Source organism: Paraburkholderia aspalathi (assembly GCF_900116445.1).
Taxonomy (GTDB): domain Bacteria; phylum Pseudomonadota; class Gammaproteobacteria; order Burkholderiales; family Burkholderiaceae; genus Paraburkholderia; species Paraburkholderia aspalathi.
Genome location: NZ_FPBH01000002.1, coordinates 330,504 through 350,997 on the forward strand (window position 1 = coordinate 330,504; position 20,494 = coordinate 350,997).

At 61.8% G+C, this 20,494-nt stretch carries 17 protein-coding genes; 7 read left to right on the forward strand and 10 right to left on the reverse strand.

Annotated features, from left to right (window positions below):
• Nucleotides 1-3: 3 nt before the first annotated feature.
• Nucleotides 4-1,179: a bifunctional 3,4-dihydroxy-2-butanone-4-phosphate synthase/GTP cyclohydrolase II gene (gene ribBA / locus BM438_RS04120; protein WP_093633046.1), complete on the forward strand. Its 1,176-nt coding sequence runs from the start codon at nucleotides 4-6 to the stop codon at nucleotides 1,177-1,179.
• A gap of 55 nt (nucleotides 1,180-1,234) precedes the next feature.
• Nucleotides 1,235-2,101, forward strand: a complete 867-nt coding sequence (locus BM438_RS04125) for an SDR family NAD(P)-dependent oxidoreductase (RefSeq protein WP_093633047.1) — start codon at nucleotides 1,235-1,237, stop codon at nucleotides 2,099-2,101.
• Between the two features lie 16 nt (nucleotides 2,102-2,117).
• On the opposite strand, the gene BM438_RS04130 is transcribed toward BM438_RS04125, so the two are convergent.
• The 5 genes from BM438_RS04130 to BM438_RS04150 all read right to left on the reverse strand — a co-directional run bounded on the left by BM438_RS04130 (nucleotide 2,118) and on the right by BM438_RS04150 (nucleotide 7,391).
• Nucleotides 2,118-2,408 (reverse strand): hypothetical protein, encoded by a 291-nt coding sequence (locus BM438_RS04130; protein WP_143131643.1) that lies wholly within the window; start codon nucleotides 2,406-2,408, stop codon nucleotides 2,118-2,120.
• A 322-nt stretch (nucleotides 2,409-2,730) separates the two neighbouring features.
• On the reverse strand, nucleotides 2,731-3,492 hold the full coding sequence (locus BM438_RS04135) for an ABC transporter permease (RefSeq protein ID WP_093633049.1): 762 nt from the start codon (nucleotides 3,490-3,492) through the stop codon (nucleotides 2,731-2,733).
• On the reverse strand, nucleotides 3,489-4,415 hold the full coding sequence (locus BM438_RS04140) for an ABC transporter ATP-binding protein (protein ID WP_093633050.1): 927 nt from the start codon (nucleotides 4,413-4,415) through the stop codon (nucleotides 3,489-3,491). The genes BM438_RS04135 and BM438_RS04140 overlap by 4 nt, the downstream gene beginning before the upstream one ends.
• Before the next feature lie 190 nt (nucleotides 4,416-4,605).
• Nucleotides 4,606-6,288: a tannase/feruloyl esterase family alpha/beta hydrolase gene (locus BM438_RS04145; RefSeq protein ID WP_093633051.1), complete on the reverse strand. Its 1,683-nt coding sequence runs from the start codon at nucleotides 6,286-6,288 to the stop codon at nucleotides 4,606-4,608.
• Nucleotides 6,285-7,391, reverse strand: coding sequence for an OpgC domain-containing protein (locus BM438_RS04150; RefSeq protein ID WP_093633246.1), 1,107 nt, complete (start codon nucleotides 7,389-7,391; stop codon nucleotides 6,285-6,287). The genes BM438_RS04145 and BM438_RS04150 overlap by 4 nt, the downstream gene beginning before the upstream one ends.
• A gap of 587 nt (nucleotides 7,392-7,978) precedes the next feature.
• Between BM438_RS04150 and BM438_RS04155 the strand changes: the two genes are divergently transcribed.
• The 3 genes from BM438_RS04155 to BM438_RS45330 all read left to right on the forward strand — a co-directional run bounded on the left by BM438_RS04155 (nucleotide 7,979) and on the right by BM438_RS45330 (nucleotide 10,399).
• Entirely contained in the window at nucleotides 7,979-9,163 is a 1,185-nt protein-coding gene (locus BM438_RS04155) for an acyltransferase family protein (RefSeq protein WP_093633052.1), read from the forward strand.
• A gap of 191 nt (nucleotides 9,164-9,354) precedes the next feature.
• Nucleotides 9,355-10,149: a sulfite exporter TauE/SafE family protein gene (locus BM438_RS04160; RefSeq protein ID WP_093633247.1), complete on the forward strand. Its 795-nt coding sequence runs from the start codon at nucleotides 9,355-9,357 to the stop codon at nucleotides 10,147-10,149.
• A gap of 76 nt (nucleotides 10,150-10,225) precedes the next feature.
• Nucleotides 10,226-10,399, forward strand: a complete 174-nt coding sequence (locus tag BM438_RS45330) for a hypothetical protein (protein ID WP_167378287.1) — start codon at nucleotides 10,226-10,228, stop codon at nucleotides 10,397-10,399.
• Nucleotides 10,400-10,439: 40 nt separating this feature from the next.
• On the opposite strand, the gene BM438_RS04165 is transcribed toward BM438_RS45330, so the two are convergent.
• Nucleotides 10,440-12,344 (reverse strand): AAA family ATPase, encoded by a 1,905-nt coding sequence (locus BM438_RS04165; protein ID WP_093633053.1) that lies wholly within the window; start codon nucleotides 12,342-12,344, stop codon nucleotides 10,440-10,442.
• 576 nt (nucleotides 12,345-12,920) lie between these two features.
• Nucleotides 12,921-13,205, reverse strand: a complete 285-nt coding sequence (locus BM438_RS04170) for a hypothetical protein (RefSeq protein WP_093633054.1) — start codon at nucleotides 13,203-13,205, stop codon at nucleotides 12,921-12,923.
• 290 nt (nucleotides 13,206-13,495) lie between these two features.
• On the opposite strand from BM438_RS04170, the gene BM438_RS04175 reads away from it, so the two are divergent.
• Nucleotides 13,496-14,563: an AraC family transcriptional regulator gene (locus BM438_RS04175; RefSeq protein WP_093633055.1), complete on the forward strand. Its 1,068-nt coding sequence runs from the start codon at nucleotides 13,496-13,498 to the stop codon at nucleotides 14,561-14,563.
• 6 nt (nucleotides 14,564-14,569) lie between these two features.
• Here the strand turns inward: BM438_RS04175 and BM438_RS04180 are convergent, their stop codons facing one another.
• The gene (locus BM438_RS04180) at nucleotides 14,570-15,880 is read right to left on the reverse strand and encodes an MFS transporter (RefSeq protein WP_093633056.1); all 1,311 of its coding nucleotides are present in this window, start codon (nucleotides 15,878-15,880) and stop codon (nucleotides 14,570-14,572) included.
• 261 nt (nucleotides 15,881-16,141) lie between these two features.
• Here BM438_RS04180 and BM438_RS04185 point away from each other — a divergent pair, with 261 nt between their 5' ends.
• Entirely contained in the window at nucleotides 16,142-16,765 is a 624-nt protein-coding gene (locus BM438_RS04185) for an ATP-binding cassette domain-containing protein (RefSeq protein WP_093633057.1), read from the forward strand.
• A 55-nt stretch (nucleotides 16,766-16,820) separates the two neighbouring features.
• Here BM438_RS04185 and BM438_RS04190 read toward each other — a convergent pair whose 3' ends face one another.
• Nucleotides 16,821-17,861 carry a fimbrial protein gene (locus BM438_RS04190; protein ID WP_167378296.1) on the reverse strand — a complete coding sequence of 347 codons (1,041 nt, stop codon included), beginning with the start codon at nucleotides 17,859-17,861 and terminating at the stop codon, nucleotides 16,821-16,823.
• Nucleotides 17,858-20,494: a fimbria/pilus outer membrane usher protein gene (locus tag BM438_RS04195; protein WP_093633058.1), complete on the reverse strand. Its 2,637-nt coding sequence runs from the start codon at nucleotides 20,492-20,494 to the stop codon at nucleotides 17,858-17,860. The genes BM438_RS04190 and BM438_RS04195 overlap by 4 nt, the downstream gene beginning before the upstream one ends.

A 20,494-nucleotide genomic window follows, 5' to 3' on the forward strand; every position in this document is an offset into this window, starting at 1 on the left:
CCCATGAAACTCGCCACCACCGACGAAATCGTCGCCGAGCTGAAAGCCGGCCGCATGATCATTCTGGTCGACGAGGAAGATCGCGAGAACGAAGGCGATCTGCTCATTGCCGCCGACCACGTCACGCCCGAAACGATCAACTTCATGGCGCGCTTTGGCCGCGGCCTCGTCTGTCTGACGCTGACAGCCGAACACTGCGCGCGCCTGAAACTTCCACCAATGGCGGAACAGAACGGCACGCAATACGGGACCGCGTTCACGGTCAGCATCGAGGCGGCAGAAGGTATCACCACCGGCATCTCCGCCGCCGACCGCGCGCATACGATCCGCACCGCGATTCACGCGGAGGTGCGCGCCGGGGATCTGGTGCAACCGGGTCACGTGTTCCCCATTGCCGCGCGGCCAGGCGGCGTGCTGGTGCGGGCCGGACATACCGAGGCCGGTTGCGACCTCACCGCGCTGGCAGGCTTGACGCCAGCCGCGGTGATCTGCGAAATCATGAACGACGACGGCACCATGTCGCGCCTGCCGCAACTGATCGAATTCGCGGAACTGCACGGCTTGAAGATCGGCACGATTGCCGATCTGATCCACTATCGCAGCACTCACGAGACGCTCGTCGAACGTGTCGGCGAGAGGCCATTGCACACGCCGTGGGGACCGTTTCGTGCCATTCAGTATCGCGACACGGTACGGCAATCCACGCATCTCGCGCTAGTGCGCGGCACGCCTCTACCCAACGTGCCGGTGCTCACGCGCGTGCACGAATGCTTTTCGCTGCTCGATCTGCTCGACGCAGAACCATCCGCACATTCGTGGCCGCTGCACGCGGCGCTGCAAAAAATCGATGCGACCGGATGCGGCGTAGCGGTGCTACTCGATTGCGACATGCGGGCCGATGCGATGAACAGCAGCAACGCTACGCCAACGCGCAAGGACGGCAGACTCTCCGGCATCGGCTCGCAGATCCTGCGCGAGCTCGGCGTGCATCGGCGGAATGTGTTGTCGAGTCCGTTCAGGCTGCCGGCGCTGTCGGGTCATGAACTCGAAATCATGGCGTTCATTCCGCTTGGCGAAGCGGATCTGGATAACCCGCACGCTTTCGAGCCCGCGCCTGCCGCGCCGAGGGTCAACGCGCCGCCGATGTCCGCGCCGGTTCGGTCCGCCGTGACGGTGTAGTTAAACGCTCAGCCCGCGTCATACGAACTCGAAGCCTCCTCATGGTCAATCCTCGATGAATCAACGTCAAAAACCCTACGTAGCCCTCGTCACCGGCGCTTCGCGTGGCGCAGGTAAAGGTATCGCACTCGCGCTCGCAGCAACGGGCGCGACCGTCTACGTGACCGGACGCACACAACGCGAAGGTGACGCACCATTGCCCGGCACGGTGCACGCGACGGCAATCGAGATCGACAAACTCGGCGGCAAGGGCATCGCCCTTACCTGCGATCACGCCGACGACCGGCAAGTAGCGGAAGTATTCGACTACATCCGCCACAACAGCGGGCGCCTCGACATCCTCGTCAACAATGCCACCGCGTTGCATGATGAACTGATCCGCCCGGCTCCGTTCTGGGAAAAGCCGCTTGATCTCGTGAATATTCTCGATGTCGGCCTGCGCTCGGCGTATGTCGCGAGCTGGCATGCTGCGAAGTTGATGGCCGAACAGGGCGACGGGCTGATCGCGTTCACGTCCTCGTTCGGCGCGAGCTGCTATATGCACGGCGCGGCGTACGGGGCGCAGAAAGTGGGCGTCGACAAGTTCGCCAAGGACATGGCCGTCGATCTGAAACCGCATGGCGTCGCCGCGGGTTCCATCTGGATGGGCATGCTGCAAACCGAGCGCACCGCGCGCGTGATCGCCGAGCATCCCGAACAGTATGCGGGCTTCAGCGAACTCGCGGAGACACCGCAATTCACGGGGCGCCTGATCGATGCACTGTATCGCGACCCGCAACGTCAGCAGAAATCCGGTTTCGTGCTGGTCGGCGCGGAGCTTGCGCACGAGTATGGTATCACCGAGCTCGACGGACGCCGGCCGCCTTCGCATCGCGAGGCGTTGGGCGGACCGGTGCAGGCGCATCCGGCGATCGTAGCCTGATACGCTGCGCGGCACACTAAAAGCCTGTCACCACCATCGCATACACCAGCGCTGCGCCGCCCACCGCGCCGAGGAATGTGAAGCACTGTTCGTCCGCGCCCGAGCGGCGCGCCCAGATTCTTCCAGCCAGCGCAGCCAGCCCGGTGATCCCCAGAAACAACGACAGCGATGACCCGGCCGTGCACACCATGCCGGGAAACTCGTCGTTCCAGGCGCATGCATAGAGCTGCCGCACGGATACACCGACCACGCCGATCGCCACCAGCAAACCGGCAATCAGTCCGTCCCGCTGAACTCTGGATTTCATTTGCATCCCTCCCGCATCGTTACCGCTCTCATCCCACTCGTCTCCATCCCTATACGCGGCCCCAACGGCTGCCACGTCGCTGTGTGCCGGGATGCGGTCGGCGAAAAACCATGCCGCACCGCTCCCGGTTCATACCGTCATTGACGGCGATTGGGCTTACGAGGTCATCGTCCGGATGGACTAAGGGGATAGCCTGAGGGGCTGCTGGGGGGAATTGCCGGGGGAATCGCGGGGAAACTGCGGCGGAATAACGGAAGGAATTTGCCCGGGAGGAAAGCAGCGGACGTGACGGCGAACACCGTCACGTCCATTCTGAGCGCTGTTAGCTCTTCAACCGGTACCCGGTCTTGAAGATCCAGGCAACGATCACGAGAAACACCGCCAGAAACAGCGCGGTCATCCCGAGGCTGACACCGACATCCACATCGGCGAGACCATAGAAGCTCCAGCGAAAACCGCTGACCAGGTAAACGATCGGATTAAACAGCGTCACGACCTTCCAGAACGGCGGCAGCATATTGACCGCATAGAAACTCCCGCCGAGGAAGGTAAGCGGCGTGATGATCAGGAGCGGCACGAGTTGCAGCTTCTCGAAGCTATCCGCCCAGATGCCGATAATGAAACCGAGCAGACTGAACGTGACCGCGGTGAGCACCAGAAACAGAATCATCCAGAACGGATGCTGCACCTGCAGCGGCACGAACAGGCCGGCAGTAGCCAGAATGATCAAGCCGAGCAGAATCGATTTGGTGGCGGCCGCGCCCACATAGCTCACCACGATCTCGAGATACGACACCGGCGCCGATAGCAACTCATAGATCGTGCCGGTAAAGCGCGGAAAGTAAATTCCGAACGAGGCGTTCGAAATGCTTTGCGACAGCAGCGAAAGCATGATCAGACCCGGCACGATGAACGCGCCGTAACTGATGCCGTCCACTTCCTTGATACGCGAACCGATGGCTGCGCCGAACACGACGAAATAAAGCGAAGTCGAAATCACCGGCGCGATGATGCTCTGCATCAGCGTGCGCCAGGTGCGCGCCATCTCGAACTTATAGATCGCGCGAATTGCGTAGATATTCATTGATTACCTCGGAGCAGACTGACGAAGATGTCTTCGAGCGAACTTTGCGTCGTATGCAGATCCTTGAAGCGGATGCCGGCATCGTCAAGCGCTTTGAGCAGCGCGATGATGTCGGTGCGCCCGCCGTCGCCCTCATACGTGTAGATCAACTCGTTGCCACCCTTGGCGACATCCAGTCCATATCCGGCCAGCGCCGGCGGCACTTCAGTGAGCGAACTCTCCAGTTGCAGCGTCAACTGCTTCTTGCCGAGTTTGCGCATCAACTCCGTCTTCTCTTCCACCAGCATGATCTCGCCCGCATTGATCACGCCGATGCGGTCGGCCATTTCCTCGGCTTCGTCGATGTAGTGCGTGGTGAGAATGATCGTCACGCCGCTTGCAGTAAGCGAGCGCACCAGCTTCCACATATCGCGGCGCAACTCGACGTCGACACCGGCCGTGGGTTCGTCGAGAAACAGCACGCGCGGTTCGTGCGAGAGCGCCTTCGCAATCAGCACGCGGCGCTTCATGCCGCCCGACAGCGTAATGATCTTGTTATCGCGCTTTTCCCACAGCGACAGATCACGCAAGACCTTCTCGATGTAAGCGGGGTTTTTCGGCTTGCCGAACAGCCCGCGGCTGAACGAGACGGTCGCCCAGACCGTTTCGAACGAGTCGGTGGTGAGCTCCTGCGGCACGAGGCCAATCAGCGAGCGTGCGCCGCGATAGTCCGTCGCGATGTCGCGGCCGTCCACCATCACGCTGCCAACGCTCGCATTGACAATGCCGCAAATGATGCTGATGAGGGTGGTTTTGCCCGCCCCGTTGGGCCCTAGCAGGGCGAAGATTTCTCCGCGATTGATCGCCAGATTGATGTTTTTGAGTGCATGAAAACCCGTGGCATAGGTTTTCGACAGATTCGTAACCGAAACGATAGGCTGCATGGATTCGACGATGGCAGACACCGGTATTGGATTAAAAGGGGGCGGGACGAATACGCCGCCGCACCCGCAATGTAATTGAAAGTGGGAAAGCGTGCAGCGTAACCGCGAGATTCCGGAGGAACGGATACCGCCGGTAAGCGTGTCAGCCTTTCAGGGCCGGCCGAGTTCTTGCCAGACAGGCCGGTGCCCGTCACGGTTCGGCGCACGTGAAACTGCTGGCGAGATTCACATTGCCCTTGCCGCTATAGCGGGGAAACAGCGGATAACGGCACAACGGGCGCGAGCGTCCGTTGGTCGCGGCCGCGATATCCGTAGCGGTCAGCGTTTCGGGCGATACGCCACGCGTCACCCAATTGTCGAGCGCGCCCAGCAGATCCACCGACGGAATGAACACGCCGCTGCCATGCTGGAAACCCGGCACCATGTAGAGCCGCATGAATGCATCGACCTGATCGATGCCGAACCGATCGATCAGCGCATCGTAGTAAGCGATCGTCTGGTTCGGGCTGATGACTTCGTCGGCGAGGCCTTGCAGTGTGATGAGCTTGCCGCCCTTCGCGATGTAGCGAGCCAGGTCGGGGTTCATCGCGCCGATTGTCTGTGAGAGCGCGATGAGCTGTCCGCGATATTTGCCGGGATGAAGCGGGTCGAACCTGAGCGAGTCGAACTCCGCATCGTGGGCCACGAAGTAGCGGACGTAGCCGTCGCCCTGCGCAAACAGATAGCCGTTGGCGAAGAAGGTCGGCACCGGCAGTCGCCCGGCTTGATGTCCGAGACCGAGCATGCCGGTCAGACGCGTGCCCTGAAAGATGTTGTAGCCGCTATAGCCGCTGACATTCCACGCCAGCTTGTAGGGCAACGACAGGCCGTCGCGCATCAGCAGCAAGGTGGAGAGCTGCGTGTCGGTGAGGCACTCGTCATGCGAGGGAGACCGTCCGGCGCAGCGCAACGAGGCGATGATTTCCGCTTCGTGTTCCTTGCACCCGTCGACGTCGCTGACCACGCCGTCCGCCGCGCCATCAAGCCGGTCGCAGACCGCGAGCGTGCGTTGATACACGTGCTCGAGCAGTACTGGTGAAACGAAACCGCCGGGCGTCGCGTATTCCGCCTGACCGAGCTTCACGCCCATCAAACGCACACCGGAGAAATTGAGCGCGGGCGAATTGGCGATCACGCCGTCGTAGTCATCGGGATAACGCTGCATCACCGTGTAGCCTTCGCGGCCGCCCGTCGAGCCGCCGGCGAAATACATCCGTTGCGGCGGCCGGCCGTAAGTGCGTGCAATCAATGCGAGCGCGGCGTCGTGCGTTTTCTTCAGATGCGCGTAGCCGAAATTCGTCACCGCTTCATCCACGAGGCCGAACACCGCGAGCGATGAATCGCCCACATGCCCCGAGTCGTCGCCGAAGGTCGCATAGCCTTGCGCGAGCGGTGCGCGATCCGGAGAGAACGGCATCACGCCCGTCCCGCTCACCACCACGCCGTTGTAACCCCCGCCGCCGATCTGCAACGCGCGGCCGTTCCAGCGGCGCGGCAGATTCAGGTCGAAGCGAATATCAGGCGTGGTGGCTTTGAGCGCCTTGATGCGCCCGGTGATACGGCAATATTCGCCGCCTTGCTGATTGCCGAGCGCGGTGGCCGCCACCATCGCCGCACTTTCGATTTGCACGCCAGCAGTCGGCAAAGCGATCAGTTCCGGGGGCAACACCGCGCCCGCGAATTCCGCGCAACGCATGGCGAGCGGCGCATCCTTGGGCGCGGCGAATGCCGGTGAGGCGTTCGTCAGCCATAGCACCGCGCCGGCCACCGTGACAGCCGTGCGTGAACGCCCCTTAGAAAGCCCACGGCGGACATGGCGCACCCGCGCCCTCATCCGTAACCCGCGCCGTTGACAGCCGCGCGCGAGCGCGGCCCTCTCCAGTCGTTCCAGCCGCGCGCGATCATCAGCACCGCGCCGATGGCGACCAGATCGCCGCCGAGTCCGATCAGCGTGCCGCGAAAGCCGTGGAACGTATGCGGCGTTGCCGTATCGACGATCAACGACACCAGCGTGCCGGCGACAAAACACACAAGCCCGGTACGACCGACCGTCACCACGGCCGGCAAGCGCTGCGCGAGCCACGCAATGCTGCCCGTGCGCACGAACTGCGCAGCGAGCCAGGCGATGACGAGAAAGTTGATCACGCGTTCCACGGAAAGGTTCTGTTTATTCAAGCCGGGCAGCGGCTGCGTCAATACAAAGAGTTTAACAATGGCGAACCCCAGCACCGCGATCACTGCGGCACGCGTGAACCAGTGCGCCGTGCGGGTGGCGTGAAAGCGCTCGCTGACGGGTTGCACCCGGCACAGAATACCGAGCACGAACATCAATTGCCATGCAAACGGATTAAAAGCCCAGTCGGCCACGTCGTCAATGCTGAATAGCGAGGCCAGCGGCCGGGCAAGCGCCCAGATCGTCACGCTCAGGCCCAGCGCCGCGAGCGACGACCGGCGCGCCAAAGGCACCATGAATGGCACGAATAGCGCAAAGATCACGTACATGGGCAGCACGCTCGACAAATACGGCTGGCGCCGCAGCACGGCAATATCGAATGCTTCGCGCAACGGTTGAACCGCGAACGGCTGCCAGCCGGTCAGGTCGACCATCGGCTGATTCAGATGCAATAGCGCGAGGACGGCGCCGGACAGCAGCGTCAATACGGCCGTCAATAGATAGGCGCGATAGATCTCCCAGCAGCGCCTCACGAAACGCATCTTCGCCGCACTCTCGCCACGGCCCGCGAGTACCGCTGTAAACGCTGCCGCCGACGCATAGCCGCCGAGGAACACGAACACTTCCGCCGAGTCGCACAGGGCATACGTGTGCAACATCAGATGCGACAGCGTGCTGCCGGGAATGTGGTCCAGCACGATGACGATCAACACGATGCCACGGAAGAAATCCACTTCGATCGAGCGTCCGCGGCGGGTGTCCATTCTGGTTCTCGCAAGATGGCGCGTGCGTGCAATGCGCCGTGAAAAGCGGTCATACACAGGGAGTTCCATGTAGGAACTCCATGAGAATAAAACGTTCCCAGCAAGACCGTGCGCCAACTCGACACGCGCTGACAACCGCCCTCTAAATGCATTCGGAGTGCCAGCAATCTGAAAATCAGATGTCGGCATGCAGTAATACTGAGTTGTCATGCCATGGTTAGCGGAAAGTCTTGCAGCAAGTTTTGCGGCTTTCAAACCATCCAGCACAAACACGATCGGTAAAGGTCACTGAAAAAAATCACCGATTGCGATGCGCGATTTTTTTCGCTTTTTTTCATCGTAGGATGGGTTAATGCACGCCCGTCGGATCTCGCGCATTTCCCGCGATACCACCCCTCGACGGCGGCCACTCATGTGGACCGGACACGCTGCCGGGCTGATCTTCGATCTCCTGGCTTGCTGAGCGTCATTGCGACGTTTTCCCTTCGCCGTTGTTGACTTTGCCGTCACCGGTACGTTCCGGTCCTTCCACTCTCGCCCTGAACGGCAGCGCTTTGCGCACCGCCTTCGCACTGGAAGATAACCACATGAACAACAGAATTGCAGGCTTCGACGGATTGCGCGCGATCGCAGTCCTTATGGTCTTTTTTCAGCACCGTTTATTCGGCGACATCGGCGAAATTGGTCATCTTGGTGTGTGGATATTCTTCGCGCTAAGCGGCTTTCTGATCATCGGTATTCTGTCCGCACAACGCGCACGCATCGAAACAAACGGCAGCCGGTTCGGTCTGGAATTGAAGCGTTTTCTGTTTCGCCGCACGTTGCGCATTTTTCCGATTTACTACCTGATGCTGGTGGTGATGTGCGTGCTGATGGCGCTCGGGATGGCGAGCCCAGAGCTCGCGAGCGGCATGCCGTTTCATTTCGCCTATCTGTCGAACTTCTGGATCGGCTCGGTGCTGCATTACTGGCCGGGGCGTTACTCGCATCTCTGGAGCCTCGCGATCGAGGAGCAGTTTTATCTCGTGTTTGCGCCGCTATTGCTGCTGGTTGCGGTGCGGCGGCATCGCGCCGTGTGCCTCGCGATCATCGCGGTGGGACTCGTTTCGCTGCTGGCAATGCGTGCGGCACAGTGGCAGGACATCACGATTTATACGCATCCGCTGACCAACTTCTGGCTGCTCGCCTTGGGCGGGATTGGCGGCTTGATGATCGCCGGGAACGAGAGCCGTTTGCGCATCGTGCTCGGGCATGGCATGACGCTGTTCGTATTGAGCGTTTGCCTGGTGGGCTTTTGTGCGACTGAGCCTATGTGGAGTCAACTGGACAGTTCGCTTGCCTTCACGACGGTCAGCGCCTTGTATGGCCTCTGTATCGCGGCACTAGTGTGTTCGATTGCGTGCTGCCGCAACGCCGCCGTGATCGGCCTGCTCGAAACCGGCTGGCTGATGAACTTCGGGCGCATCAGCTACGGCTTTTATCTCTATCACAATCTGATTCCGGACCTGACCCGCAACCACCACGCCACGGCGTTCTTCGGCGGTACCGTGCCGCTGTGGGCGCATGTCGCCGGAATTGTCGCGTCATTCGTGATTTCACTGACGATGGCCGTGTTGTCCTGGCGCCTGATCGAAGCACCCATTCTTCGCTTGAAAACACGGCGTGCGCCGTTGGACACCACGACACCAACTACTACGCAAACACCGGCCTCTTTTGCTGCCCGCAACGGGCATGCGTTGAGAGAAAAAAGCACCGCTTCAGATGCCGCCTGAAGGACTCACCCATTACGTTCTGCTTTCATGCGACATGAGTAAGGGCGCGGTATCATGCGGCCTCACCTGGCCGGCTGCTTCGACCCTTGCGCGACACGCAGGCACTGAACAGGCCGAACGATAAAAACAAGCCACTGCCCGCGCGAACTCCGGTCCATCTGGTCCGCGCGGTGGGCTCGCGGACTTCAACGATGTTTCATTTCAGTTTCGCCAACGGCGTGCTTGGCGCGAGCCTGCAGACGCTCAGCCTTTATGCGCTGGTCGGCATTGTTGCGGCGCTATTGCTGGGCGGAATGGTCAAGGGCGTGGTGAGTATCGGCGTGCCGCTGGTGGCGATGCCGATTCTCAGCCAGTTCATGCCGATCAAGGAGGCCGTTCTGTTGCTCTCGATGCCGATCATTCTCGGCAATATTCCACAGGCACTGGAAGGCGGCGACATGCTGCCGACGGTCCGGCGCATTGCCGCGCCCTTGATCGGTACGGTGATCGGCAACATCGTCGGCGTGAGCGTACTGATTTCGCTTGCGCCCCATCGCGCGCAGGCTGCTGCGGGAGTATTGCTGATCGTTGCGGCGCTGCTCCTGTTGCTTTCACCGCGGCTCACGCTGTCACCGAGATGGGCGAAACCGGCGGGCTTCGTATTGGGATTCGGGGCGGCGGTGATGGAGAGCATCGCTTCGGTGCCGGGGCCTTTGCTGGCGATGTATCTGATCGCCACGGGCGCGACGGGAAAAGTCTTTACCAAGCAGATCGCAATTATTCTGGTGGTGTCGATCATCACGCTGGTTGCCACGTTTAGCGGCGGTGCGCATGCCAGCTGGAGCGATCTGGTCATTTCGGTCTGCGCGAGTGTGCCGGTGATCGCGGGAATACTGTTGGTACGGCCGCTTAGAGACAGATTGCCGCCGGGAGCGTTTCGCGTTCTGGTTCTGGTGTTCGTTCTGGCAGCCGCTGCGCAAATGGTCTGGAAATCCGGGGTTTTATAAGGGTGTGGGCTGTGCGCACCAGCCGTGGAACGCGTATTGCTGCTCATTGCTCATAGCAATCCACCGGAGAGCCAGCATGGCAAACCTGCCCAATCCCCCGAACGAGCACGAAAACAAGCCGGATGAAGACCCCGGCAGCCCGCCTACCGAGGTTTCCAAGCCTATCGGCGACGCCATTCCTACCCCAGTCGAACCGGGTCTCGATCAGCCTCTGCCGCAAAAGGGCGACACGCCACCACCCAAGAAATGACGTTCCCGCTCTCGTGGCGGCAAAACGGAACAAACGCGGATCAAGCGGCAGCCGGCTCGTGGACGATCTTCAGCGCGCTCTTGTGCTCTTTGATCAGCCGGTAAACCGCTTCGCCCGGAACCGTCTCCCGCTCGAGCAGTTCGTCGGCAATGGCGCGCAGCACGGGCTCATAAGCATGCAGCAGCCCGTAGCACAACTCGTTCAACTCCTTGAGCAGCACGTTGGCGTGCTCGATGGCGCTCTTCATTTGCAGCCCCGCGTACTGCGACGGCAGCGCCGCGAGGCTGAACAGATCGCCATCGCGGTTGAAGCCGAACTTCGACACCATGTCGAGACTGATGCGCGACGCTTCCTGCAGATCCGACGCGGCGCCGCTTGACGCTTCGGAGAACGTGAGAATTTCGGCGTTGCGACCGCCGAGCAGGACCTGAATCTCGTTGCGGATCTCGGTTTCGCGGTATAGGTGCTTGTCTTGCGCCTTGGTGATGAGCGCCACACCCAATGCTCCGCCACGCGGCAAGATCGTGACTTCTTCCAGCACACCGGTGCCGAGCAGCGCGGCGACAAGACCGTGTCCCGCTTCGTGCACCGCGATACGCGTACGCTCGTCTTCGCTCAGTGCCCGCTCTGCCCCGCTCACGTCGCCGATGCGCGCAATCTTGATCGCTTCCATGAAATGCTTCGCGGCGATTTCCGTCTCACCGGCTTTGCGCGCGACCAGTCCCGCCTGATTCACGACCATCGCGACCGTTGCCGGAGACAGACCGGTAGTCAGGCGAGCGAGCTGGTCGTAGTCGATGTCGGCGGCCTTCGACTTCAGCTTCTCCGCGTAGAAGCGGAAAATTTTCGCGCGGTCTTCGCGATCGGGCAAACGGACCTGCACTGTGCGATCGAAACGGCCCGGTCGGCGCAACGCCTCGTCCAGATTGTCGGGATGGTTCGTGGCCGCGACGATGATGACGCCTTCATTCGAAGCGAAGCCATCCATTTCCGCCAGCAGCTGGTTGATGATGCGATTGCTCTCGGCTTCGACGGGACCGCCGCCGGTATCCGTACGCTTGGCGAGGCCATCGGCTTCGTCGATGAAGATGACCGTGGGGGCATTCTTGCGCGCGAGTTCGAACAGGTGTTTGACCTTCTGGATACCGACACCGTAGTACTTCGCACTGAAGTAGCTGCCGGTGATCGAAATGAAGTTCGCGCCGCATTCGCCGGCGAGCGCCTGGGCAAGCCGCGTCTTGCCAACGCCAGGGCCGCCGACCATCAGAATGCCGCATGGTGCGCGCACGCCCATCGAGGTGAACTGCTTCGGATCGGACAGGTAGCCGCGGATGTCTGCGAGCGCCGCCTTCGCTTCACCCGCGCCGATCACGTCGTCGAAACGCAGCGTAGGCGCCTTGCTGAGAAGCGACGCGCCGCCTCTCATCTCGCGGCGCATGAACCACACCATGCCGCCGATCAGCAATAGCGGCAACAGCAAACTGATCGCGTCGCGCACCTGATTGAACACCGGCACCCAGCGCGACGCGCCGGTGCGAATATCGGCGCCGGGCAGCCAGACGAGCTGGTAGGACGCGGCCTGGCCAGCTTTGGGTTCACCGAGCAGCAGTGCGTGCGAAAACGTCGCGTTATGGTCGGTGACGAAGTATTTCGCGCCATCGCGCTTCGACACGAGAATCGCGTTGGGGCTCACGCCGATCGCGGCCACGTTGGCGTCGTGAATATCGCGCAGCATTTGCGACGCGTCTTTCTCGTCATGTGTCCACGCCGAGGGATCGTGACGCATCTGATTCGCGATGCCGGTAAGCGCCGGAGTTGTCTGCACGTCGCGCTGCTGATAAATCCAAACGCTGAGTGCGAGCAATGCCGCGATTAATACCGCACCGACCCCAATGGCGATCTTGCGTGCGCGTCTTTTCCCAAGCGAGTTCTTTCCCGGCTTCATGAGTCACTTCCAAAAACGGGCCAAAGGGAGCCCTGATACTGGTCAAATACAGGTGGTAGCGGTGGGTAGTCCGGCGATTTAAATCGTCGAATTTGGGGGAGCGATCGGCGCCTTGAAAGCGATGACCTGTTGTTCCGGCGCACAGTTTATCAGCGCTATATTCACTGCGTATTCTGCATACCTGAAAGTAACCGCGCCCTATTTAAAAGCGGTCAATATTGCAGTAAAGCGCGGAATATTAGAGGCGCACTTCCAAACAGGCTGGCGGCTATATAGGCAGGTGTTGGTATGACGCAGGGATGAGCCGAGCGAGCGCCCGGCGAGGACGACACTTTCGTGGCGATCCCCAGCCGGTTGCTCGGCCAAGTCCGGAGGTGCGTGTTGCAACACCCCCAAACGTCCGATGGGCAAGACGCCCATCGGTTTCACAACTGAGCGGCGAACCTCTGTGAGCCCATCCGCATCATTACCGCACTCTCAGGTCCTTCTTTTTTATTGCCGGTACCTTGTGGCACCGATCTTCTCTCCTGCAACTACCCCCGATCCTCGCAACCTTTCCCTTCAGTAAATCTGAACTCAGGCAGCGGTACGCCGCCTCAGCTTCATCTGCGCATCACTTCCGAGCAGGTCGAGAAGCTTGATGACGCGTTTGCGCTGGCTGGCAAGCAACTCATGAGTCTCTTCCAGCACGCGAATGCGCTTTTCCCAGTACTCATGGTCTAGCGGCACCAGCATGCCAGCCGCGTCGCCACGTGCCACGTACTGAACCATGTTCTCAAGATGCTCCAGCTGGCTATCCACCAGACTGGACGGACGCCGCCCGCCGCGTTGGGCGGTCGGTTGCCTGTTCGTGCCGCTCATCTTTCGATTCCCCGTAAATTGGCCGCCGGAAAAGCCTGGGCCTCGCACCCATTGCGCCGAGAATGCCAATCGGCGCGCTTTCTGCGTGCTTTGCGTGTTCCAACGCGGAGCCTGTTATAAACGCATGGTGGCGCCGTCGATGAAACCGATCTGCATCTAATCATCCGACGATACCGCAGCTTTTTTGTTAGGCTTTACCATCCGTCTCAATATTGGACGACGGCGTGTTAAATATCTGGTTACCGCCGCTGCCCGCCGGAATCACACGCATTGTTCGCAGCAACCGATCCATGAACCAGCGCACCTTACCGCCGCACCTGGCTGCTGCCGCCGCAGCCGAATCGCGCTCCGCCATTTCCACGAGCCGCTTCAGCACGCACGCGCTCACAGCCGACGAACAATTTCTGGCCTGGCGCCAGCGCGTGGGGCATGTGGTCGACGTGCCACCGTCGAAGGAACAGGTCGCCGGCGGATTTCGCGGCGAAATCGATCTTTATGCGGTCGGCGGCATGGTGTTTACGGACTGCAGCACGGACGCGGTGCTGCTGGAACGATCGGTCGCGCGGGTTTCCACAGACTCGCGGCGCGATTACGCCTTTCAACTGTTCGTGGAAGGCGAAGTCGGCCACGTCACGGGCATGCGCAAGAAACGCAGCGAGCAGGGCTCGGTGCAGGGCATCGTCGCGTTCGACCTGAATCAACCGTTTCGGGCCGAGCGACCCGAATGCCGGCTTCTGAGCCTGTTCGTACCCGCTGCGATCGTGGATGAGGAACTGCGCGACGCCACAGCGATTCACGGCCGCGTCGTCCAGCAGGGTGCGCCGCTGACCAGTCTTGTGCTGGACCACATGACGGCAGTCGCCCGGGAAATCCCCAGGCTCGATCCAGCCAGCGCGGCAGAGGCACTACATGCCGGCGCCCAACTGCTGATCGCCGCCTTCCGCAAGGAAGCGCGACTGACCGGCGCGAGCCGGGCGGCGATGCAGGCCGCCGTGATGGGACAGGTACGGCGTTACGTCGAAGCCAATCTTCATCAGGGCGACCTCACACCGACCAGCGTGGTTCAGGCCTTACAGCTGAAACGCGCCACCATCTATCGCTGGTTCGAGCACGACGGCGGACTCGGCGCCTACATCCGCAATCGCCGCTTGCGGGAAGCGGCGGACGAACTGGTTCGTTTCCCGCATCTTCAGGTAACGGAAATCGCCTATGGACTCGGCTTTCAGAGCGCGTCCGATTTCACACGCGCGTTTCGCCGCGCCTTCGACATGAGCCCGCAAGACATGCGGGCGCGCGCCGTGGACCTGCAGCACCGCGGCACGAGGGAGCGCTGGGGGAGCGCGCTTAAGCCGATTTAAGCCGGTTTAAGCCGGCGGCTGCGAAGCACCGGCAAGGCTCGTATCCGGCGCCTCTGCCTCGGGAAAGGCCCTTAACGCCGCAAGCGTGAGCAGGGTCGCGGCCATCAGATACCACGCCGGAACCATCGGATCGCCCGTGCGGTTGATCAGCCACGTCACGAGGAACGGCGAAAATCCGCCGAACAGGACGACGCCGAAGCTGTAAATCATCGCAACTCCCGCCGCGCGCCGATGCACCGGAAACGCCTCCATCATCAGCACGGAACTCGGACCGGCATTGTTGACCGCAAGCGCGACGTACGCCGTGATGATGACGAGCGCGGCAACGTCGCTCACGCCGTGGGTCAGCGCCCTGAATGCCGGCCACGCGGCCACCAGCGACGCCACGAGTGCCGCGTACTGCAACGTCTTGCGGCTTACGAAACGGTCGGCCGCGCGCGCCACGAGCGGCGTCACCACCATGATCACGAGGCCCGACAGGCAGGCCGTCAGGAGACTGATTGCCGCCGGCCGATGCAGCGTACGAACCAGGTAGGCCGGCATATAGAAAACAGTGAGGTAGATGCCCACCGAAGGCGCCGCCATCATCAGGAGGCCGCAGACGAAGGGACGCGGGTACTCCGTGAACATGCGCCTCGGACTGAGCCGCGTACGCGGCAGCGGCGCGGCCACCGGCATGCGGCGACGCAGGTACCAGCCGACCGGTCCGATCAGCCCACCCAGCACGAATGGAACGCGCCATCCCCAGTCATGCACGGCGGCGGGCGACAGCAGCGCCGTCGTGCAGGCCCCAACCAGCGCGGCGGCGAAGGCCGCCGCGCCCTGGCTCGCGCCGCGCCAGCTCACCATGAAACAGCGGTGCCGGTAGGCGACCGACTCCATCAGCGAAGCCGACGCCGGCCCGATCTCACCGCCTGCGGCGAGCCCCTGCATCAGGCGCGCGAGCACCATCAACACCGTCGCGGCCGGACCGATCGACGCATAGCCTGGCAAGCACGCGATCAGCCACGTGCCAAGGGTCATCAGCGTGAGCGATACCGTGAGGCCGGCTTTGCGGCCACGGCTGTCGGCAATGTAGCCGATCATGATCGCGCCGAGCGGGCGCATCACGAAGCCCGCGCCGAAGGTGGCGAGCGAGAGCAAGAGCGACGACGCGGGATTGCTCGATGGAAAGAACAGATTGCCGATAATGACCGCTGAAAAGCTGTAGACGGTGAAGTCGTACGCCACGAAGCCGTTACCGATAACAATTGCCGTGACGATACGCCTGAGTTCGGCGCGGGACGGTCGGGCCGCTTTGCGGGCAGCTGTTTGCATGGATTGCGGTCGACGGGGGAAGCGTCGAGGTATTCAGGAGATGGGCAGAATTGCGGTGAAGCCTTTTTTAACGGCGCAAAAAGACGCAACTTTACACCGCGCGCGCGGATGTCGCCTCGCTTACCTCACCAACGGGTGGTGTCATTGTCGGATGCCGCGAAAGCATCTGAGCGCACTGCTACACTTGCGAACCGCTAACTTCCCGAAGAACCCTCGCTGCCGTTGTCCTGCACATTCTTCGGCTGACCCACTCCGCACGTCATGCTTCGATTCGAGAACCTCAGCAAACGCTATAGCGAACGCATCATCTTTCAGGGGCTGCATTACGACACGGCGGCAGGATGCGTGGCGCTCAACGATGAATCCGGCAGCGGCAAGTCGACGTTGCTGGGCATTCTCGCCGGCACGATCGAGCCAGACTCCGGCGAGGTGTGGCTCGGCGGCCATTCGCTGCGCACCGCGCCGCGCGAGGCGAAATCCGTGCTCACGTACGTGCCCGAAGACTGCATGACGTATCCGGAGCAGACCGGTCGTGACTATCTGGCGCGTGTGGCGTCGGAGAGAAAGACAGCAGTCGATAGCCACACGCTCGACCTTGCCCAGCGCTTCGGACTCGAGCCGCATCTCGACAAGCGCTTCGAGCAGATGTCGTTTGGCACGCGCAAGAAATTCTTCCTGACCGGGGGCGTACTCGGCGAGACCAAAGTCGTGATCGCGGATGAACCAGTCGGCGGACTCGACGCATCGGCGCGTGGCGTTCTGGTCGATCTGTTTAAAACGCTGGCCGAAACCCGCACGGTCTTTTTCTCGAGCTACGACACGGCTTTTACGCAAGCATGCGAAGCGAGAACCGTCAGTTTTGCGGACCTGGGTATGCGCGGCTAGAAAGATTCCGCACGTTATTGGCGAGCCAACGCGTCGTACGTCGTAGATTCAGGCATCACTGATAGCTCATCGTGAAGGTGGCGAGCCCCTTCACGATGCCCGGCCCTACCGTGCCAGTGGAAATGTACTGCGCGGTCAGCGGAATGCGAGTCGTGCTCGACGATGCACCGACCAGCCACTGGTTCCGATTGCCCGCTACCGCCGAATCCGGCCCGTAGCTGATTGCCGTTCCACCGCTATTGAGCACGCGTAACGCGACACCCGTCGCGGTCGATCCGCTCGCCAGCGTCAGATTGCTGGTCGTATTGCCGGGAGTGGTCGCATCGGTCAGCGTCACATAGACATTCGCGCCGGCCTGACACGATAGTCCGATGCTGAGGTTCGTGTTGCCGAGTGTCGTGCCGACGGGGCTCAATGCGCTGGCATTGACGGTAGGCAGCGTGACGCTCACCGACGGCGTAGTCACCGTGCACGTGGTCGCGACAATCGAGGTGTTGTTGACCGAGATCGTCACGAGAGCCGGCGACGTTATGTTGGCGGGAATATTGTGGCTAACCAGCGTGAGCAACTGCGGGATGTTCACCGCGCCACCCGTTGTCACCTGCGCGGCCGTTTTGACCAGTTGGTAGGTGAACGTGAAGCTGCCCTGGAACGCCGCCGTGTTCGTAATCGGTGCGCCGAAATCGCCCCACTTGCCGACTGCCAGTGAGGACAAAGTCGTATTGCCGTAGGTCACGTCCACGACCTTGATGCCGATGCCGGCAATACCGGTGTTCCACACGCCCGCTACCGGGCTGCTCGTCAGTTGCGGGTAGTACTGGATATACCAGCCGTTGTTGTATGGTGGCACCGTCCCGGGATTCGACGGGCAGTTAACAGAAACGGTCGACGATTGCACCGGCCCGATTGCCGCGCCGACTGGCGTATCACGTGGCACGGTGAGCGTGCCGAAGCTGATCGCCGCCGATCCGCTAATCGTGCATTGCAGCGCTGCGTGAGCGGGTACGCTGGCGATCAGACCGGTGGATGCAGCAGCGAATAGCATCAGGATACCGAAGCATCGGCGCAAGGCACCGTACGAGAGAGACATCTTCATTGCGCTTTTCCTCCAGCGGACGAGCCCGCCGCTGCCTGGTTCGTCATGCCGGCCGCCGCGCCGCACACGGCATCGATATGCGCGTACGCGCCGCGATCTTCGCCCTTCGGCGGCAAGTGATAACCGAAGGCACACTGTTCATCCGCTGCATCCCCCCACTTCACCGTGAGCGCCCCCTCATCGGCCACGCCGCGCACAAAGATGCGACTGTTCTGGCCGATCGCGCCGACACCTTGCCCCTTCGCGTCGTACACCGTCGCGCCGAAGGGTAACGGTGCGCCGTTCGGCAAGCGCGCGGAGATCACCGCTGCCCTGCCCGTCACCGTGCCGAAGTGAATCATCACCACCGAGTTGGCACGCGGCGCCACCTGCTGGCTGGTCGACTTGAATTCGACATCGAGCGGAATTCCCTTCGGATCGATTTCGACCGTGTTCAGGCTATACGGCGTCAGATACGGAATCACTGCATAACCGAAGTTGTCGACGCGCACACCGGACGAATTGGTGATGCGGGCGCCCTTCGCGTCTTTCGCCTCGACCACACCGATCGTGTCGCCCAGATCGTTCGCGAAGGTCACGCCGCCCGGATGCGCGACGATCGCGCCGGTCACGCCTGCCGACACTTGCGAGTAGCCGGAGCCGCCGCTTGCGCTCGCCGCCAGCGTCGCGTACGGACTGCGGTACTGGCCGTTCACGCCGCCCGCACTCGAGCCCGGCGCATGGTTTGCCGTCACGCCATAGGTGAATTCGTTGTCGACGCCGGCGGAGCCGTTCAGCATCGCCTGTTCGGACGAACCGCTCTGACTGTTGTGCGTGAAGCTGGTCGAGAGGGTCGGCGCATGCTGACCGTTGCCGAGCGGAATCGAGACGCTTGCGAAGATCTGATTGTTCATCTGCCCGGTCAGGCCGTCGCGCTGCCTCGACAGCGACACGTTGTAGCTGAAGTTGGTGCCGAGCGCGCGCAACACGTTGTTGTAGCCGATCTGGAATTGCGTGGTGGTGCCGCTGCGATTCCAGTAGTCAAGTGTCGAGCCGACCACATAGGCATTGCCCCAGCCATTGCCGAAGCTCTGGTTCATCGTCAGTTGGACCTGATTGCGCTGGCGATCCACCGAGGACGGGTCCTGCCCTGCGGCAACCGCGCTGCGCGCCAGCATGGCGTCGCGCAACGCCCAGAAACCGCTCGACGAATAGCGATAGGCGGCGACAGTGAAGTTCGTGTTGGTGGTCGGCACCAGCTTGCTGTAGCTGATTCGCACGCTCTGGCCGGTGGTGTTGGTCACGCCGCGAATGTTGGCGCGCGCCTCAGTTACGTCCAACGCAACCGCGCCCAATGGCGTGTTGACCGCTGCGCCGAGCAGCCCGGCGAGATAGCCGTCCGCAACAATCGTCCCCGCGTAGCCGGTGATGACGTTGTTGAAACCGTGCTGCACCGTCCCCTGAAGGAGGTTGTCGTGCTGATTGACCTGCGCATCGCGAAGCTGGCCCGCGGCGACATTGAAACGCGTGATGCCCGGACGCAGCAACTGCGCGACCGACGCATAGGGCACGGAGAAACTATGCTGACTGCCGTCGGCTTCAGTGACGGTGACGAGCAGGTTGCCGCCGTAGCCGGTGGCATACAGATCATTGATCTCGAATGCGCCCGGTGCGACGGTCGTTTCGTACAGTTTGTTGCCGTTCTGCGTGACACTCACGCGCGCATTGGTCATCGCCACACCGCGAATCAGCGGTGCATAGCCGCGCAGCGAGTCCGGCAACATGCGGTCGTCGCTCGCGAGTTCGACACCGCGAATGCCGATGCTGTCGAACACTGCGCCGTCGGTAAAGGCGTCGCCGAGCGTCAACTGGCTGCGAATCGACGGCAGATCGTGCTGCACGTACGTCGCGATGTTCTGATACGTGCGCGGTCCGTTCGATTGCCACGTCAGCGCGGAATTTTGCCGGAAGTGCCAGCTGCCTACATTGACGCCGCTATTCAGGCCGAGATAGGTCTGTGTATTGGACAACCCCGCGGAGCCCGAACCCGTCACGCGAAACGAATTCAGGTTGTAGCCCAAAGTGGCCGAGGTCACGCCTTCGTCCCAGAACTCGGGACTCACGTAGCCTTGCGGATTGCGCAGCAGCGCCGCCTGCGGGATGCTCAGATCGAGCCGCAGATCGGACAGATCGAAGGATTGCGACGCACCGTCGACGAGATTGGCAACGTTCGCGCACTCGCCCGCCTGGGCTTTCGCGAGTTCGCTGCGGCCCTTGTCCGACAGCGTCGAAAAGTCCAGACCGAGGCGCTCGATCAGCGCCTTGCTGAAACACGGCACGGCGTTCCCCGCGCCGTCCCGTGCCACGAAACGCAGCGTGTCGTGGCCGACCCAGTTTCCGTTGACGTAGAGGTCGACGGTGTACTCGCCGGGCTGCACCGGATTGCCGCGCTCGAAACGCGACACGTCGACGCTTTGGCCTTTCGGCTTCATCAGAAATTCGCTGTTGAACTGCACGTCGGCCAGCATCGTGGAGTCGGCGAACGCGGGCGTCGCGCCCCATGCGGCCAGCGCGCCGAGCATCACGGCATGGCTGCGCCTGAGCGCGAACCAGTTTCCGGCTCGCGGCCGCGAAGAATATTCCCGGGTGCGCAT

Excerpts from the sequence above, each read along its gene's own strand:
- BM438_RS04175 (WP_093633055.1), top strand. The coding sequence starts at position 13,496 with ATGAACCAGCGCACCTTACCGCCGCACCTGGCTGCTGCCGCCGCAGCC.
- BM438_RS04195 (WP_093633058.1), bottom strand. The coding sequence starts at position 20,494 with ATGCGCACCCGGGAATATTCTTCGCGGCCGCGAGCCGGAAACTGGTTC.
- BM438_RS04135 (WP_093633049.1), bottom strand. The coding sequence starts at position 3,492 with ATGAATATCTACGCAATTCGCGCGATCTATAAGTTCGAGATGGCGCGC.
- BM438_RS04160 (WP_093633247.1), top strand. The coding sequence starts at position 9,355 with ATGTTTCATTTCAGTTTCGCCAACGGCGTGCTTGGCGCGAGCCTGCAG.
- BM438_RS04180 (WP_093633056.1), bottom strand. The coding sequence starts at position 15,880 with ATGCAAACAGCTGCCCGCAAAGCGGCCCGACCGTCCCGCGCCGAACTC.
- ribBA (WP_093633046.1), top strand. The coding sequence starts at position 4 with ATGAAACTCGCCACCACCGACGAAATCGTCGCCGAGCTGAAAGCCGGC.
- BM438_RS04150 (WP_093633246.1), bottom strand. The coding sequence starts at position 7,391 with ATGGACACCCGCCGCGGACGCTCGATCGAAGTGGATTTCTTCCGTGGC.
- BM438_RS04130 (WP_143131643.1), bottom strand. The coding sequence starts at position 2,408 with ATGAAATCCAGAGTTCAGCGGGACGGACTGATTGCCGGTTTGCTGGTG.
- BM438_RS04145 (WP_093633051.1), bottom strand. The coding sequence starts at position 6,288 with ATGAGGGCGCGGGTGCGCCATGTCCGCCGTGGGCTTTCTAAGGGGCGT.
- BM438_RS04185 (WP_093633057.1), top strand. The coding sequence starts at position 16,142 with ATGCTTCGATTCGAGAACCTCAGCAAACGCTATAGCGAACGCATCATC.
- BM438_RS04170 (WP_093633054.1), bottom strand. The coding sequence starts at position 13,205 with ATGAGCGGCACGAACAGGCAACCGACCGCCCAACGCGGCGGGCGGCGT.
- BM438_RS04125 (WP_093633047.1), top strand. The coding sequence starts at position 1,235 with ATGAATCAACGTCAAAAACCCTACGTAGCCCTCGTCACCGGCGCTTCG.
- BM438_RS45330 (WP_167378287.1), top strand. The coding sequence starts at position 10,226 with ATGGCAAACCTGCCCAATCCCCCGAACGAGCACGAAAACAAGCCGGAT.
- BM438_RS04190 (WP_167378296.1), bottom strand. The coding sequence starts at position 17,861 with ATGAAGATGTCTCTCTCGTACGGTGCCTTGCGCCGATGCTTCGGTATC.
- BM438_RS04165 (WP_093633053.1), bottom strand. The coding sequence starts at position 12,344 with ATGAAGCCGGGAAAGAACTCGCTTGGGAAAAGACGCGCACGCAAGATC.
- BM438_RS04140 (WP_093633050.1), bottom strand. The coding sequence starts at position 4,415 with ATGCAGCCTATCGTTTCGGTTACGAATCTGTCGAAAACCTATGCCACG.
- BM438_RS04155 (WP_093633052.1), top strand. The coding sequence starts at position 7,979 with ATGAACAACAGAATTGCAGGCTTCGACGGATTGCGCGCGATCGCAGTC.